Source organism: Methylophaga sp. F7 (assembly GCF_056863975.1).
In genome coordinates this window covers 3,024,553-3,040,867 of the sequence record NZ_CM166511.1, presented here as the reverse complement: position 1 = coordinate 3,040,867, position 16,315 = coordinate 3,024,553, and the positions used below count along the sequence as shown (strand labels likewise).

Here is a 16,315-nt window from a genome sequence, read left to right as displayed (position 1 = left end):
AGCAACTCCTTGACTAATATAAAGGTTTACAGAAAACAGACTAATAACTGCAGGCTTTTTTCGTGATAGTATAGCGCGACAGACAGGGCATCTAAAGTTATCTGCATGCGGGGCTTTTGGCAAGTAAAATAATGTTGCATGGTCGGATGAATGCGGTTTGACTTGTTATGCCTGCAAACTCTATAATCCCATGTCTTTTGCCCCGGCTGTTTCCGTTCGAGAGACGCTTACCGGCTGCAAAACCATTGTTATTCCTGGAGTTGGTGAAATGAAAAGAACTTTTCAGCCTAGTAATCTGAAGCGCAAGCGCACTCATGGTTTCCGCGCACGTATGAAAACTGTCGGCGGCCGTCGTGTTATTAATGCCCGTAGAGCCAAAGGCCGCGCAAAACTTTCTGTTTAATTCTCTCTGTTCTCAGAGGGTGCATGACTTGGCCACTTTCAGCCGAGCCATGAAAATGAATAGCCCGGGAGATTTTACCCGGGTTTTTCGTCAGGGTAAGCGCACTGGTGGCGGTGGTCTGACGATTCTAAGCGTTGAAAACTCTGTCGGGCATCCCCGACTGGGACTGGCTATCGCAAAGAAGCATCTTAAACTGGCCAGTCAACGTAATCGGGTAAAGCGAATCATCCGGGAATCTTTCCGGCAGCATCAATCAGCTTTATCCAATATCGATATTGTGGTGTTATCACGTCCTGATATTAGTCAGCGGGATTCGTCGCAATTATGGGCAGCATTGGAGCGACATTGGTTAACCGTGGTGGCACAATGGCAAACATCCTAATCGCTTTTGTTCGCGCGTATCGCTTTTTATTAAGCCCGTTCATGGGCATGCACTGTCGCTTTCAACCTACTTGCTCCCAATATATGATTGAGGCCATTCAAACGCATGGCTCGCTTCGTGGTGTGTGGCTCGGTTTACGCCGAATCTCATGCTGTCATCCTTGGCACGCCGGCGGCGTGGATCCTGTTCCTGAACTAAAGACAAAAAAACACAATGGATAACCTCAGAACTCTGTTTATTTTTGGCCTGTTAATTGTTTCTCTGTTGTTGTGGGAAGCCTGGCAAAATGACTATGTGCGCCCGCAACAGGTTGCAACGCAAAATAACGCAGACCAGCCTGTTTCAGAAAACGCCCAGTCGCAGGATGATTTACCCGAGTTACCAACAGATACTGCAGATGGCTTGCCTGCAATGCCGGAAAGCGAACAAGCCACAGCGACTTCAGCTAATCAGCTCCGTGTAAAAACCGATGTAATTGAAGCGACAATTGATTTACGTGGGGCGGATATCCGTGAACTGGCATTATTACAATATCCTGTTGATGTAGATTTGCCTGATGAGCCAGTACAGCTTTTAAATGACAGTCGTAAGAATTTCTTTGTTACTCAATCAGGTTTACGAGCCGAAGGCTCGGCACCGACACATTATGAAACCTATACTGCGGAAAAATCCGAATATGTTATGGGGGAGAATGAAAATAGTCTGAGCGTTCCGATGCGTTGGGAATCTGATAACGGGCTGACCGTGATTAAAACCTATACTTTTACCCGTGACAGTTACCTGGTAGATGTCACTTATCAGATAGAAAACCAGTCTGGCGAACGTTTTGCTGCTTATCCCTATGCACAATTTAATCGTAATCAACCTGAAGATGATAGTTTCATGATCTATACCTATACGGGTGCTGTTTTTTCCAGTCCGGGTAATGAATACGAAAAAGTGGATTTTGGTGAACTGGAAAAAAATGATTTTCGTCGTGATGTGAATGGTGGCTGGGCGGCGATGATTCAACATTATTTCGTGGCAGCCTTAATTCCTGCTGAACCATTACAGGAAATCAGTCTTTACGGTAAAGCGATAAACAACACTAATTATACGGCCGGTATCCGTTTTCCTGCGGTAGTCGCCGAAAATGGTGAGCAAGCTCAGGCCTCTTATCAGATTTACCTTGGTCCGAAAGAACATCAACGTCTTGAGCCAATTGCAGATAATCTGGATTTGACCGTTGATTACGGTATTCTGACCATTATTTCCAAGCCGTTATTTATCGTCATGGAATGGCTACATAAATTAACGGGCAACTGGGGCTGGTCCATTGTATTACTGACCATTCTGATCAAACTGGCGTTTTATAAACTGTCAGCAGCCAGTTACCGTTCGATGGCGTCAATGCGTAAATTGACACCCAAGCTGGCCACACTGAAAGAACGCTACGGTGATGATAAGCAAAAATTCAATCAGGCAATGATGGATTTGTATCGCACCGAGAAAATTAATCCGCTGGGTGGTTGTTTGCCGATTCTGGTGCAGATGCCGGTCTTTTTGGCTTTCTATTGGGTCTTAGTGGAAAGTATTGAACTGCGTCAAGCCGATTTCATCCTGTGGATTAATGATTTGACGGCAATGGATCCCTATTTTGTCTTACCAGTGCTGTTTGGTTTATCGATGTGGTTCCAGCAAAAGCTGAATCCGATGCCTCAGGATCCGGCGCAGGCGATGATGATGAAGATCTTTCCGATTGTCTTTACCGTCTTTTTTGCTTTCTTCCCGGCAGGTCTGGTGCTTTACTGGGTGGTCAACAACCTTCTATCAATAGCTCAGCAGTGGTATATCACTCGTAAAATGGGTGCGTTGTAACCCTTTCAGCAGGATAAGCAGAACTCCACTGTTTACAGCTGAGTAAACAGAGTTATTTATGACAGAGCATTACACCGACACTATCGTAGCCATTGCCACTGCGCCCGGCCGCGGTGGTGTCGGTGTTGTGCGTTTATCCGGCCCTGAAAGTGCTCAGATAGCCGAGCAAATCTGCGGCAAACTGGCACAAACCCGTCAGGCAAAATTCACCCACTTTCGAGCAGCCGATAAAGAAATTATCGACAGTGGCATTGCGTTGTATTTTGCCGGACCCGCCTCGTTTACCGGTGAAGATGTCATCGAGTTGCAGGGGCATGGCAGTCCATTGGTGATGGCTAGACTATGTCAGCGAGCAGTTGAACTGGGTGCCAGAATGGCTAGGCCCGGAGAGTTTTCTGAACGCGCATTTCTCAATGGCAAGATGGATCTGGCACAGGCTGAAGCCGTTGCAGATTTAATTGAAAGCTCAACCGAACTGGCTGCTCGTAGTGCAATGCGTTCGTTGCAGGGGGAATTTTCCAAAAAGGTTAATGACTTCTTGCAAGAACTGACCTATTTAAGAATGTTTGTTGAAGCCTCCATTGATTTTGCCGATGAAGAAATCGATTTCCTCGGTGAAGCTCAGGTGGATAAACAATTACAGCAACTACTGGCAACCCTGGCAGGTATTCAAGGCAGTGCCCGACAAGGCCGCTTATTACGCGAGGGCATCAGTGTGGTGTTGGCCGGACAGCCCAATGCTGGCAAATCCAGTCTGCATAATCGGCTGGCGGGCCATGATGCAGCTATTGTGACTGAAGTAGCCGGTACAACTCGTGATGTATTACGAGAGCAAATTCATTTGGGCGGTTTGCCACTGCGTATTTCCGATACTGCCGGCCTGCATGATGCCACCAGTGATATCGTTGAGCTTGAAGGTATCCGCAGAACGCAGAACGAATTGGCACAAGCTGATCATATTCTGCTATTAATTGATGATAAGCTTGGCATGACGGAACAGGATACAAAAATCCTTTCTGCTTTACCGAGCGATAAATCATTTACCTTGATTCGAAATAAGATCGACCAAAGCGGCCATGCTGCTGAAATAACGAATGAAAATGGCATATCAGTGATCTATCTATCCGCAAAAAGTGGCGAAGGGATGGATTTGCTGACACATCATTTATGCGAGGTAGTAGGTTTTCATCCGGAAGAAGAAGGGGTGTTTATGGCGCGTCGTCGACATCTGGATGCTTTGCAGCGCGCTCAACAAGCCATTGAAGCAGGCTATGACTGTCTGACAGGTATGGGCGCGGGTGAATTACTCGCGGAAGAACTGCGTATTGCTCAGTCTGCTCTGGGAGAGATTACCGGGACATTCACGACTGAAGACTTACTAGACCGCATCTTCTCCAGTTTTTGTATTGGTAAATGATCTTTTTGCAGGCATGTCATGTTCCCAAATCAAGACACCCAAATCAGTGATTTGCATGAAGTACGGCATCAACATATCCTCAAATTAGTTCAGCAAAGCGGGGTCAAACAGCTTTTGGACTTAGGCTGTGGCTCAGGTACTTTTCTGTGGCAGCTGTTAAATGAAACGCAGATTGAGCAGGTTATTGGTGTTGAACAATCCAGCTTATCTATTCTGCAGGCGCGTGAAAAACTGGCAGCATACCTTCAGCAAACTCCATCCAGAATAAGGTTAATTAACGCATCATATGCTGAACCGCATCCAGAGCTTTATGGTTTTCCGCTGGCAGTGATGATTGAGACCATTGAGCATATTGAGCCGAGACTGTTATCCAAGGTTGAACAAAATGTTTTTGCAGTGATGCGTCCAAAACAAATCATACTGACAACACCTAACTACGAATACAATCCGCTATACGGGCTATATCCCGGACAGTTTCGGGATCCGGATCATCAGTTTGAATGGACTCGGCAGAAATTTCAGCAATGGGCCAGAGGCGTTGCTGCCCGTCATAATTATGAAGTACATTTTTCAGGAATTGGGCAGGCAGATCTGCAATTAGGTTCACCCACCCAGATGGCAGTATTTCACTAGGGCTTGTTGATCTTTCATCTCACAATAGAGGCGGAGATGAAACCTAGGTCTGAAACTCAACTGTCATGGAATTGCCACTCAAATGCCATAGTCTGAGAAGCATGATATCGTCTTGCGTTACAATGTTTAACCATTCCCTTAGGCAAACCCAAACTAAATAGGAGCCAGCATGCTACGCCTATACAAAATTGCTCATGGCTTAATTAAGGAAATCAAAGTTGAAGGCGAGGTATTGGGGCATCATTTAAAAGAAGCCGACTGGATTGATGCGTTGGAGCCCGATGATGATGAACGCGCATTACTCGCGACTTTGTTCAGCGATGAAGTACCCGATGTCGATGATGTAGAAGAAATTGAGGCCTCGGCTCGGTGCTTTACCGATCAGGATGGTCTGCATGTGCATTCATTATTTCTGGGTTACTCAGAAGGGCGACATCACACGGTTTCGGTCGCGTTTATTTTGCAGCCGGATAGACTTATTGCCATTCGTGATGGTGAATTAAGTGATTTTCGATTATTACGAATGCGAGCTCGCCGTGGGCAGGTGAGTTGTGAGACACCAACGGATTTACTGATCACCCTGTTGGAACAAAAAGTCGAAAATCATGCCGATAATCTCGAAGATATCCATCGCCAGCTAGAACGGGTCAGCCATCTGGTTTTAGAAGATGAAAGTGCTGATCTGGAAGATGCCATCAGTCAGTTAGCGCGTTTGGAAGACAGTAACGGAAAGATCCGTTTATGTTTAATGGATACCCAACGTGATATTTCTTTTTTGTTGCGTCACTTACGAGAGCCGGGTGCATCACGGGAAACCTTATATGAGATATTGCGAGATTTGGAGACATTGATGTCGCATACGACATTTTTATTCGATAAGATAAATTTCTTGATGGATTCCACTCAGGGGTTTATCAATATCCAACAGGCACAGATCATTAAAACGTTCTCGATTGCCGCGGTGGTGTTTCTACCACCAACATTGATTGCCAGCATTTATGGAATGAACTTTAAATATATGCCGGAGCTGGATTGGAGCTTCGGTTATCCATTTGCTATTGGTCTGATGGTGGCAGCAGGCATGGCGCCCTACCTTTATTTCAAACGTAAAGGCTGGTTGTAAAATCTTCATAGGAGTAACACAGATGAGTCGACATTTTGATAAAGCAGAAGGTTTGAGTGAAACGCATGATCCGGCCACACATGATTATGTGTTTAACCAAACAATGTTCCGCATTAAGGATCCAAAACGTACCCTGAAGTTTTATTCTGAAGTGATGGGTATGACACTTATCAAACGTTTTGATTTTCCGGAAATGCAGTTCACCTTATATTTCATGGCGGCTATTTCACCGGAGCAGCGGCAGGATTGGTCGGACGATAATGATGAGCGCATCAAACAAACCTTTGCCCGTCCAGCTATGCTTGAATTAACCCATAACTGGGGAGATGAAGACAAAGATGAGGTGGCTTATCATAACGGTAATAGTGAACCACGGGGCTTTGGTCATATTGGCTTTGCCGTTCCCGACATTGATGCTGCCTGCGCGCGCTTTGAGGAGTTTGGCGTTCCATTTGTCAAACGCCCTAATGATGGCAAGATGAAAGGTATCGCGTTTATTCAGGATCCAGATGGCTACTGGATAGAAATATTTACTCCTGATCGTCAGCCGAATTTGCTGAAAGATCACCTTGCTTAAGTTCTTCAGTTTTAGTTGAGCCGCTTCCAAGTGGTGGGCTGGCAAAAACCTGGATTCTATCAGGCAGCTTTTTAGCCTCGTACATTGCCTCATCGGCATATCGCACCAGTTGCATGGCATTACTGCCATGCAACGGATATACCGCGATACCAATACTGACGCCGATATGCAGGATTTTGCCGTCCACTTCATATGGCAGTCTCAGACACTCGCAGATTTTTTCGGAGGTCTGCTGAGCATTGGCAACATGATGAATATTTTGCAGTAAAACGACAAATTCATCACCGCCAATACGTCCGACAATATCTGCCCCACGTAAACATTGTCGAATACGGTTGGCAACCTGTTGCAGTAGTAAATCACCGATAGCGTGTCCATGCCTATCATTGACCGGCTTAAATTTATCCAAATCCAGAAATAATACTGCGAGGGCCTGTTTCTCACGCTCACTTAATACAATGGCTTGATTTAGATGCTCGGTAAAGCTGGCACGATTGGGGAGGCCGGTCAGGGTGTCGTGATGCGCCATATGCGACATACGCTGCATCATCAGTTTATGTTCAGAGATATCTCTGGCAATTCCGGTAAAGGAATCCACCTCGCCATTATTATCAAATAACGGTGCGGTATTACTGCGATGCCAGCACCAATGCCCATTAAAATGTTTTATCCGGTACTCAATACCACTGTGTTTCTGTCGACTGAGACGTACTTGCTGCAAAAAATTGTGGCAGGCCGAGACATCATCGGGATGAACAAATTGATCAAAATGTCGACCGATAACGTCACTAATTGGATGACCAAGGATTTCGGTCCAATTGGGTGATACATAGGTAAGCAGGCCATCCAGCGACAATGAATAGATAATGTCATTGGCATTTTCAACAAAGGCCCTGAACTTTGACTCGCTTTCGTTCAGAGCTGTCTCGTAGCTTTTACGTTGCGTAATGTCATTACCATAGCCGGTCCAGACAATAGTGCCATCAGCTTCACGTATGGGAGTGTCATAGGCTTCAATCCAGATGGTATGGCCATTTTTAAGGACCATGCGAAATTCACTATGCCAGGCACTGGCGGTTTCAGCAGATTGAATGCTTTCATTGATGACCCGTTGATAATCATCCGGGTGAATCATTTTCAATAATACAGAGGCATCTTCAGCAACCTGTTGCTGGGTTACACCAAATAAAGCTTCTAATCGGGAGCTGGTGTAGGTGTATTGGAATTTACCGTCAGGGGTTAAACAAAGCTGATAAATAAAGCCGGGTAGATAAGATGAAACAGCACGTAAATGATTGAGCAACTCATTATCTGTTGAAGTGGACCGGCTCTGTTTGCCGTCGGGCGGGGAGTGCATCATGCCTAGTTAACACCATTTATTTTTTATTTAATAATAGGCTGATGCATTTACCCATTCAAGTATTTATGTGGCATAGCGCACAGAGGTTCAGTATTTCCAGGTTGCAGGAGGCTCACTTTTCAAATGATCTATAAATACTCTGGTGCGCCTTGATAAATGTCCATAGGGATACATTAACCAGATCGGCAAACTGGGACCATGCCAGTCCTCCAGGCAACGTTGCAATTTGACGGTGTGCTGACTTATGCTCAATTCAGCTAACCAGTTCGGATAAAGTCCCAACCCTTTACCTCTAGCAATGGCATCAGCCTGCATGATGAATTGATCGGCTGAGATCTGGGATTGCTGTGGGGGTAATTGAAATGGTTTTTTATGAGGATGTTTTAATAGAATATTCTGTGTCGAGTGCTCCAGAGTATCAACCCATTTATGTTCAGTCAGTTGATGCGGGTGAAGGATTTCTCCTGCCTGTTGCAGATATTCCGGGCTGGCATAAATACCCTGTGAAAGCTGACCCAGACATTCATGGCGAAGCCCATTCTCTGTTACGGGGCCCAGCCACAAAATGACTGATTCACCAACGGTGGCCTGAGGCAGGTTGAATCCGGTACGCATTTTAAGATGCAATTTTGGATGCTGCGTCATCAGCATTTCTACTTTCTCGCTAAGCCAGCGGCAGCTGAAAGCATTATGAAAGGTGAAATCAAGCGTGCCACTTACCTCAAGTTGCAGAGCATCCAGTGCTAACTGACTTTGCTGGGCAAGATCGATAAATTGCTGACAATACTCGGCAAATATCTGGCCTGCCTGAGTTGGGATAAGTCGATTGGATTCCCGTCGAAGTAATTGCTGACCAACACGTTGTTCCAGTTGGCTGATACGTCTGCTTAACGTGGATTTAGGAATAGCCAGTTGTTCTGCGGTAAACGTTAAACTGCCAGACCGAATGATTTCAACAAAGGCTGTCACCGCTCTCATATCTGGCAAAACTGCACGATCATTCATATGTAAGCCTGTTCAGGTTTATGCAACGTTATGTTTATGATTCAATACTTTTCATTACAAATAATAAGCATTATCATTTGCATTAAAGGTTTGGATTGTAATTGATTAAGTGAATGATCGCCAGGGATTGTATATTTTCATCTTCGAATAAGTCCCAGGCTGATGCGAAATTCACTTGGTTTAAGCATAAAGGGAGCTTGGTTAAGAAAGCATTAACAATAGGGTCTGCTGATCTGTTATAGCTGTCTCTGAAAGATAAACAGACCCTAGGCGCCTTATCTGAAGGTTTGAATGGTTCCCCAATTTATTGTTTGTTTGCCCTTTCCCGATGTTACTGCAAAGTGCATCGGGTTTTTTTTGTCTCTAAATCGTTGTGGATTTTTTATTCATCTCGTTTTCATACTTTTCGTTAAGTTAATGAAAACCTAAAGCAGTGATGAAAAAGAAAGCACAACTAATTTCATCAGCTGGGTGTTTTCAGGTCATTATTATGGATTTCACCTTTGTCATTGAGCATATCGTCATGCTCCTGCATTTTCCATGGCAAAATGCCTGGCGATATATGAATGAAATGCATGTATTTCTCGAATTGATTTAGAATGTCATCAATGACTTCCTGCTGATCAAAGTTAAACACATCATAGGCCGCGCCACCCTCCGCATAAAGACTTCTGCACGGTAATAGCGCTTGTCACCATCTTCACTTCTTGCCATTTGTGGATAAGCAAAGGTGGGCATGGCATAGCCACGCATACGAATTTCATAGATGAAATCCAGTTCTTCTTCTCGAACCACTTCTATATACGCGCGATGCTGGGTGTCATCAAAAAATACAATAACCGGCCAACCTTTCTCTTGCAAAACCGTTTCAACTTTCTGCATGGCCGGATGAGCCGTCGTTTTGATAAATTCTGCCACTTGTTGATAATCCGGATAGTGAATCAACCCTGCCAAACGTTTCTTCCAGTTACCCGGCCGGTGTTGCGAGCTATGCATGAAGGCTGACAAACTGGCTTCACGATGACCTTCAATCGCTAAAGCACGCCACATTCCAATCGCTGCCAGCACCATAATGATGGCAAACGGCAGGGCACTGGTAATACTCATGGTTTGCAAGGCACTTAAGCCACCGGCAATTAGCAGTGCAGCCGCCACCAGACCTTCCAGAGATGCCCAGAAAACCCGTTGCCATACTGGCGTGTTACTGGCGCCACCAGACGCTAAGGAGTCAATGACCAGCGACCCTGAGTCGGAAGAAGTAACAAAGAACGTCATAATCAGAATAACGGTAATAAATGACACTATTGATGTTAGAGGTAATCGTTCATATAGCTTGAACAAGGCAATCGCAGTGTCATTCTGCACTTCCGTAATGAGTGCGGTATACCCCTGATTCATAATCATATTGAGGGCCGTATCCCCAAAAATGGAAAACCAGATAAAGGTAAAAATGGTCGGCACCAGCAGCACGCCAAAGACGAACTGCCGAATGGTGCGACCTCGGCTTATTTTGGCAATAAACAGTCCGACAAACGGTGCCCAGGCAATGGTCCAGCCAAAGATAAATAAAGTCCAGTTACCTATCCAGTCACTCCGGGTATAAGCCTGCAGATTGAAGGTCCGCTCAACAATATTGTTCAGGTAACTGCCAGTGTTTTGTAAAAATGTTTCCAGAATGAAAATACTCGGTCCAGCCAGAAACACAAACAGCATTAATGCAACGGCCAGAACCATGTTGAGAATGGATAACCTTTTAACACCTTTATCAAGTCCAGCCACCACGGATAGAATAGCCAGTAAAGTGATACCGGTTATGGTCACAACCTGAACAAAGGTACTGACCGGGATGCTGGGCCATAAATAATTCATACCAGCATTGATCTGGGCAACGGACAGGCCAAGCGTTGTAGCAATGCCGAATAGGGTCCCTAAGATAGCAATAACATCCACAGTATGGCCGATTGGACCATAGATTCGCTCGCCGATAAGCGGGTAAAGGGCAGAGCGCATTGATAACGGCAAGCCATGGCGAAAGGCAAAATAAGCTAAAACCAGACCGGTTAGACCGTATATGGCCCAGATATGAAAGCCCCAATGGAAAAAGGCAATTTGCATGGCTTGTTTAGCCGCATCAACCGTTTCGGGGGCTCCTTGAGGTGGCGAGGCATAATGCAATACCGGTTCGGCCACCCCGAAGAATAACAAAGCAATCCCGTAGCCAGCTGAAAACAACATCGCAAACCATGCAGGAAAGCTGTATTGCGGTTCGGCATGATCGGGGCCTAATTTGGTTTTTCCCCAACTTGAAATGGCCACGGTTACGATAAAAACAAGAAAGAAAGCCACTGCCAGCATGTAAAACCAGCCAAAGGTTTTGGTCAGATAACTGAGTGTCGCAGCAAAGGCTTCGCCCGCTAATTCTGGATTGCTGATTGTGCCTATTACTAACAGTAACGTAATAATAACGGCAGGAAAAAACACAGGAACCAGAATAGTAGAGGGGATCTTTGAATCAGCTTGCATGCTCAAACTCCGATTTTGATTCGAATGAATCATTAGCGTCATGCAATATTAACGTGAATGGTTTGACCAGATGCTGACAATGCGAAGTGAGAGATAGACGCTTACATCATCGGCATATTGCATGCCGGGTGGTGTTGGGGAAAATCACCGTACAAACCGAATACAGTTTGTACGGTGAAGTATTCGTCTAGCCTTTAGGACCGAGAAAGAACCAAATAATAAATCCTATTACCGGGAAGAACAGTAATATCAAAATCCATAACACTTTGGCTAAGGTACCGGCACCACTTTTCGCTACTTTGAGAATGGCCCAGATAACAATAATCAGCCAGATTAAACCTAATATGCCACCGACTTCTAGATCCATTTTGTCGCTCCTTTGCTAGTTCAGATAAAAATTTAATTCCGTCTTAGCATAACGATAAATCAATTGTTAAACCAACTCTTTTCATGGCGTTGCCGGTTCAATCACCTCGCCGGAGTATGCTTTTAGGCCTCCACCCAATGCTTTATAAAGTGTTAACTGGTTACGTAAACGTGCCAGCCGGGTATCAATTTGAGCTAACTGGGCATCAATATGACTGCGCTGCGCATCCAGAACTTCCAGATAGCTGTCCACCCCGGCATCGTAACGGATTTGAGCTAATTCCAGGCTGCGATTGGTTGCTTTGGTTAAATCCTGTTGAGCATCCAGCTGGGCATCCAGGGTTTCTCTTGCCTGCATTTCATCAAGCACCTCTTTGAATGCCCGCTGAATGGTTTCCTGATAGCGGGCAATATTGATGTCTTTTTCTAACTCAGCGACATCCAGGTTTGCATCATTCACACCCCAATCAAGTAAAGGAACTGATAGCTGTGGAGAAATCTGCCACAAACGATTACCGCTATCACTCAGATCAGAAGGGGTTGAGCCACCAATACCAATGGCGGTTGTCAAACTGATACGTGGAAAAAAGCTGCTCTTGCAGCACCAATATTGGCATTGGCAGCTTTAATCTGATGTTCGGCCTGCATCACATCCGGTCTGGCCAACAACACTTCAGAAGACAGATTCACCGGTAAGTCCTGCAATAACGGATCATCATCTTCCCAATCAGCCTGCCAATGCTGACGATCCAGTCTTTGTCCAACTAACAACTCCAGCGCGGTAAAGTTTTGATTGGCTTGCTGCTGAAAACTCGACTCGGCAATACGCGCTTCATGTAATGCTGTTTCAGCTTGTCTTAACGCAAGTTCTGATGCCAGACCAGACTCAAAGCGTTTGTTGATCAGTTCATAACTTTCTTCCCGGGCTTCGCGTGTGGAGCTGGAAAATTCCAGCTGGGCAACGGTGGCCTGCCAGCTGAACCAGGCATCGGCCACTTCAGAAACTAATGTCAGCTGAATACTTCTACGGCTGGCCTCACTGGCAAGAAACTGTTCCAGAGCGGCTTGCTGCAAACTGTCAATCCGACCAAAAAAGTCGATTTCCCAGGCCGAGATTCCAACACCAATCTGGTATTCCTCATAAATTCCACCGCCACCAACAGTCTGGGTGCCGGAGCTAACGCCTTCAGGTACGCGTTGACGAGTGGCGCTTGCAGTGCCATCGACTGCTGGCAAAAGTTCGGCACGTTGGATTTTGTACTGTGCACGCAATTGCTCTACCTGCAACACCGTGGCCCGAAGGTTACGGTTATTTTCCAGTGATAATGCAATCAGTTGTTGCAGCTGCTCGTCTTGGTAAAATTCCTGCCAGCCTGTATCAGCAGCTAACGAGGCATTAACGACAGCGTCACTGTCTTCCAGCATCACTGGATTCGCAGGACGTTGATAATCGGGAATCATCGAGCAGGCGCTGAGCACTGCTGATAATGTCATTACAGAAATCAGTTTCAATTTGGCATTCATGCCGATTCTCCTTGAGAAACCTGCTGTTTAGCAGGTGTTTTACCAGTAATTTTTTGTGCCAATGTAAAGATCACTACAAAGAACACAGGAATAAAAAATATTGCCAGGCTTGTTGCTGCCAGCATGCCGCCAAATACGCCGGTACCAATCGCATTTTGTGCACCACTGCCTGCACCGCTTGCTAACATCAGCGGAGTCACCCCCAGCATGAAAGTAAGTGCTGTCATGGCAATTGGGCGCAGACGCATTCTGATGGCTTCCAGTGTCGCCTCCGATAGCGACTTACCCTCTTCATAAAGGGATTTAGCAAATTCGACGATTAAAATGGCATTTCGAGCCGATAAACCTATGGTGGTTAATAGGCCAACCTGAAAGTAGATGTCATTGGACATTCCTCTGCTTAAGGCAAACAGCACAGCTCCAAGTACACCCAGCGGAACCACCAGCATGACAGAGAAAGGTACCGACCAGCTTTCATATAAAGCGGCTAAAAACAGAAATACCACCAGAATCGATAACGCATATAAAAGTGGTGCCTGGGCCCCGGATGCACGTTCCTGTAAAGACAGGGCTGTCCATTCATAGCCAAAGCCCTCAGGTAATTGATCAACTAGTTCTTCCATGGCTTGCATGGCTTCACCTGAGCTTAATCCTGCGGCGGCTTGTCCCTGAATGTTCATCGCAGGAACACCATTGTAGCGTTCAAGGCGTGGTGACCCGTATATCCATCGCGAATCACTGATGGCTGATAAAGGCACCATCTCTCCACTAATATTACGCACATACCAGTCTCCTACATCTTCGGGCATCATGCGAAACGGGGCATCACCCTGTACATAGACTCTTTTGACACGACCTTTGTCAATAAAATCATTTACATAAGTGGACCCCCACGCTGTTCCAAAAGTGCTATTGATATCATCCAGCGAGACACCAAAAGCCATGGCTTTTTGATGATTAATATCAATTTTGAATTGGGGGCGATCCTGCAAACCGCTGTGCCTCACCTGATTTAAACGTGGATCCTGATTAGCTTGCATTAACAGAGTGTCTCGGGCTTTGACCAGTTCTTCATGACCCATGCCACCTAAATCCTGCAACATCATATTAAAGCCACTGGCATTACCCAGCTCACGGATGGGAGGAGGGGCAATAGCAAAAGCCACCGCATCCTTAAACTGACTGAAATAGCCCGAAGCACGATTGGCAATTGCCTGAGCACTTTGTTCTGGCGCTGTGCGCTGATCCCAACTTTTTAAATTAACAAAAATCAGACCACTATTCTGCCCGCGACCACTAAAGCTATAGCCGATAACAGAAAACACTGATTCGACGTTATCACCTTCCTGTTCAAGGTAATAATCTTCAATGCGATTCATCACTTCAATAGAACGCTGTTTCGAGGCGTTGACCGGTAACTGCATTTCAGTAAATAAAATGCCCTGATCTTCATCTGGGAAAAAGGACGAAGGCAACTGGGTAAATAAGTAGGCCAGACCTGCCACAATCAATAGGTAAATCAGCATGACGCGTGCAGAACGTTTGATCAGATAGCCAACGGCACTCTGAGTTCCCTTGCTGGTTTTTTCAAAGCTGCGATTAAACCAGCCAAAAAAGCCACGTTTTTTGGCTGGGTCGTGTTTAGCATCTTTTAATAATGAAGCACATAGAGCTGGGGTGAGCGTTAACGCGATCAAAAGTGATAAAGCCATTGCCGCAACAACGGTAATGGAAAATTGCCGATAAATGACCCCGGTTGAACCCGGGAAAAAAGCCATTGGAATAAACACGGCAGAAACCGTTAACACAATACCGACCAAAGCTCCGGTAATCTGATCCATGGACTTACGCGTGGCTTCTTTGGGTGATAATCCATCTTCATGAATAACACGTTCGACGTTTTCCACCACCACGATGGCATCATCGACCAACAGCCCGATGGCCAGCACCATGGCAAACATGGTCAGCATATTAATGGAAAAGCCAAACGCGAAAAGGATGCCAAACGTTCCCAAAATAACCACTGGTACGGCAACCGCCGGGATCAGCGTGGCCCGAAAATTCTGTAAGAACAGATACATGACCAGGAATACCAGAATCATGGCTTCAACCAGAGTCTTGACTACCCCTTCAATGGATATTTTGACAAAAGGGGTGGTGTCATAAGGGTATGTGACTTCCAGGCCTTCAGGGAAAAACGGTTCAAGTTCCGATATTCGGTCACGGATCATTTGAGAGGTTTCCAGCGCATTTGCACCCGACGCTAGTGTAATGCCCAGACCAGCAGCCGATTGTTTGTTGTATTCGGTTTCAAATTGAAAGTTTTCACCACCCAGTGACACATTGGCTACGTCTTTAATGCGGATTTCCGATCCATCCTGGTTGACCCGTAGCAGGATATTTTCAAATTCACTAACCGTTTCCATCCGGGTTTCAACCACGATGCTGGCGGCAATCTGCTGTCCTTCAACGGCTGGTGTTCCACCAATCTCACCCGCTGCAATCTGGACGTTCTGCTCGCGAATCGCGTTAACGACATCTTCTGTGGTTAATTTATAGTTGGCCAGATTGTTGGCATTTAGCCAGATCCGCATCGCATATTGCGAACCGAACAAATTAATTTGCCCAACTCCATTTACCCGGCTGACAGGGTCCTGAATATTGGCCGCCACATAGTCGGCAATATCATAGCGATCCATTTTTCCATTATTGGAAACAAAGCCCAATACCATTAAAAAACCGGTACTGGATTTAGTGATCCGAATCCCTTGCTGCTGAACATCCTGAGGCAATAAAGGCATGGCCGCCTGCAGTTTATTTTGCACTTGAACCTGAGCAATATCCGGATCAGTATCTGCCTGGAAAGTGACCGTAATCTGGCCAACACCACTGGAATCACTGGTGGAGTTGATATATTGCAGATCATCCAGTCCCGTCAGGTTTTGCTCGATTACCTGAATTACTGAATCTTCGACTACTTTGGCTGAGGCGCCAGGGTAGGCGGTACGGATTTCAATCGCTGTTGGGGCTATGCCGGGATATTGTGCTATCGGCAGCTGAAAAATCGACAGCAAGCCAGCCAGCATGATTAATATCGCAATAACCCATGCAAATATCGGATGATCAATAAAAAAGCGGGCCATGA

The 16,315-nt window shown here is 45.8% G+C and carries 14 protein-coding genes and 1 pseudogene; 8 read left to right on the top strand and 7 right to left on the bottom strand.

From position 1 onward, the window contains the following. Positions 1-268 precede the first annotated feature (268 nt). From rpmH to gloA, 8 genes are all read left to right on the top strand, one after another. The gene (rpmH, locus tag AC08OG_RS15245) at positions 269-403 is read left to right on the top strand and encodes a 50S ribosomal protein L34 (protein ID WP_036311011.1); all 135 of its coding nucleotides are present in this window, start codon (positions 269-271) and stop codon (positions 401-403) included. Positions 404-431: 28 nt separating this feature from the next. Next, positions 432-785, top strand: a complete 354-nt coding sequence (gene rnpA, locus AC08OG_RS15240; protein ID WP_292358401.1) for a ribonuclease P protein component — start codon at positions 432-434, stop codon at positions 783-785. Next, complete coding sequence (gene yidD, locus AC08OG_RS15235; RefSeq protein ID WP_349676190.1) at positions 728-1,006, top strand: membrane protein insertion efficiency factor YidD; 279 nt, start codon at positions 728-730, stop codon at positions 1,004-1,006. The genes rnpA and yidD overlap by 58 nt, the downstream gene beginning before the upstream one ends. After that, complete coding sequence (yidC, locus tag AC08OG_RS15230) at positions 999-2,642, top strand: membrane protein insertase YidC (RefSeq protein WP_292358398.1); 1,644 nt, start codon at positions 999-1,001, stop codon at positions 2,640-2,642. The genes yidD and yidC overlap by 8 nt, the downstream gene beginning before the upstream one ends. A 58-nt stretch (positions 2,643-2,700) precedes the next feature. Continuing rightward, a complete protein-coding gene (mnmE, locus tag AC08OG_RS15225) occupies positions 2,701-4,059 on the top strand; it encodes a tRNA uridine-5-carboxymethylaminomethyl(34) synthesis GTPase MnmE (protein ID WP_292358396.1) in 1,359 nt (452 codons plus the stop codon). 18 nt (positions 4,060-4,077) lie between these two features. Next, positions 4,078-4,692 (top strand): methyltransferase, encoded by a 615-nt coding sequence (locus AC08OG_RS15220; protein WP_292358394.1) that lies wholly within the window; start codon positions 4,078-4,080, stop codon positions 4,690-4,692. Positions 4,693-4,861: 169 nt separating this feature from the next. Beyond that, entirely contained in the window at positions 4,862-5,815 is a 954-nt protein-coding gene (gene corA / locus AC08OG_RS15215; protein ID WP_292358392.1) for a magnesium/cobalt transporter CorA, read from the top strand. 22 nt (positions 5,816-5,837) lie between these two features. Beyond that, complete coding sequence (gene gloA, locus AC08OG_RS15210) at positions 5,838-6,392, top strand: lactoylglutathione lyase (protein ID WP_292358390.1); 555 nt, start codon at positions 5,838-5,840, stop codon at positions 6,390-6,392. On the opposite strand, the gene AC08OG_RS15205 is transcribed toward gloA, so the two are convergent. The 7 genes and pseudogenes from AC08OG_RS15205 to AC08OG_RS15175 form a co-directional block, all read right to left on the bottom strand. After that, positions 6,346-7,752 (bottom strand): sensor domain-containing diguanylate cyclase, encoded by a 1,407-nt coding sequence (locus AC08OG_RS15205; protein WP_292358388.1) that lies wholly within the window; start codon positions 7,750-7,752, stop codon positions 6,346-6,348. The two genes, gloA and AC08OG_RS15205, sit on opposite strands and share 47 nt — an antisense overlap. Positions 7,753-7,839: 87 nt before the next feature. Next, entirely contained in the window at positions 7,840-8,757 is a 918-nt protein-coding gene (locus AC08OG_RS15200) for a LysR family transcriptional regulator (protein WP_292358387.1), read from the bottom strand. Positions 8,758-9,220: 463 nt separating this feature from the next. Then, positions 9,221-11,280, bottom strand: a pseudogene (locus tag AC08OG_RS15195) (BCCT family transporter). 187 nt (positions 11,281-11,467) lie between these two features. Further along, a complete protein-coding gene (locus tag AC08OG_RS15190) occupies positions 11,468-11,647 on the bottom strand; it encodes a PLDc N-terminal domain-containing protein (protein WP_292358383.1) in 180 nt (59 codons plus the stop codon). A gap of 81 nt (positions 11,648-11,728) precedes the next feature. Beyond that, positions 11,729-12,217 carry a TolC family protein gene (locus AC08OG_RS15185; RefSeq protein WP_482929853.1) on the bottom strand — a complete coding sequence of 163 codons (489 nt, stop codon included), beginning with the start codon at positions 12,215-12,217 and terminating at the stop codon, positions 11,729-11,731. Next, positions 12,214-13,170 (bottom strand): TolC family protein, encoded by a 957-nt coding sequence (locus AC08OG_RS15180; RefSeq protein ID WP_482929852.1) that lies wholly within the window; start codon positions 13,168-13,170, stop codon positions 12,214-12,216. Before AC08OG_RS15180 ends, AC08OG_RS15185 begins: the two co-directional genes overlap by 4 nt. After that, positions 13,167-16,313, bottom strand: a complete 3,147-nt coding sequence (locus AC08OG_RS15175) for an efflux RND transporter permease subunit (RefSeq protein WP_292358380.1) — start codon at positions 16,311-16,313, stop codon at positions 13,167-13,169. Before AC08OG_RS15175 ends, AC08OG_RS15180 begins: the two co-directional genes overlap by 4 nt. Between the last annotated feature and the right edge of the window lie 2 nt (positions 16,314-16,315).

What these genes read in the sequence shown, in the direction of transcription:
- rpmH (WP_036311011.1), top strand. Translation starts at nt 269, where the DNA reads ATGAAAAGAACTTTTCAGCCTAGTAATCTGAAGCGCAAGCGCACTCAT.
- yidD (WP_349676190.1), top strand. Translation starts at nt 728, where the DNA reads ATGGGCAGCATTGGAGCGACATTGGTTAACCGTGGTGGCACAATGGCA.
- yidC (WP_292358398.1), top strand. Translation starts at nt 999, where the DNA reads ATGGATAACCTCAGAACTCTGTTTATTTTTGGCCTGTTAATTGTTTCT.
- mnmE (WP_292358396.1), top strand. Translation starts at nt 2,701, where the DNA reads ATGACAGAGCATTACACCGACACTATCGTAGCCATTGCCACTGCGCCC.
- AC08OG_RS15220 (WP_292358394.1), top strand. Translation starts at nt 4,078, where the DNA reads ATGTTCCCAAATCAAGACACCCAAATCAGTGATTTGCATGAAGTACGG.
- corA (WP_292358392.1), top strand. Translation starts at nt 4,862, where the DNA reads ATGCTACGCCTATACAAAATTGCTCATGGCTTAATTAAGGAAATCAAA.
- gloA (WP_292358390.1), top strand. Translation starts at nt 5,838, where the DNA reads ATGAGTCGACATTTTGATAAAGCAGAAGGTTTGAGTGAAACGCATGAT.
- AC08OG_RS15205 (WP_292358388.1), bottom strand. Translation starts at nt 7,752, where the DNA reads ATGATGCACTCCCCGCCCGACGGCAAACAGAGCCGGTCCACTTCAACA.
- AC08OG_RS15200 (WP_292358387.1), bottom strand. Translation starts at nt 8,757, where the DNA reads ATGAATGATCGTGCAGTTTTGCCAGATATGAGAGCGGTGACAGCCTTT.
- AC08OG_RS15190 (WP_292358383.1), bottom strand. Translation starts at nt 11,647, where the DNA reads ATGGATCTAGAAGTCGGTGGCATATTAGGTTTAATCTGGCTGATTATT.
- AC08OG_RS15180 (WP_482929852.1), bottom strand. Translation starts at nt 13,170, where the DNA reads ATGAATGCCAAATTGAAACTGATTTCTGTAATGACATTATCAGCAGTG.
- AC08OG_RS15175 (WP_292358380.1), bottom strand. Translation starts at nt 16,313, where the DNA reads ATGGCCCGCTTTTTTATTGATCATCCGATATTTGCATGGGTTATTGCG.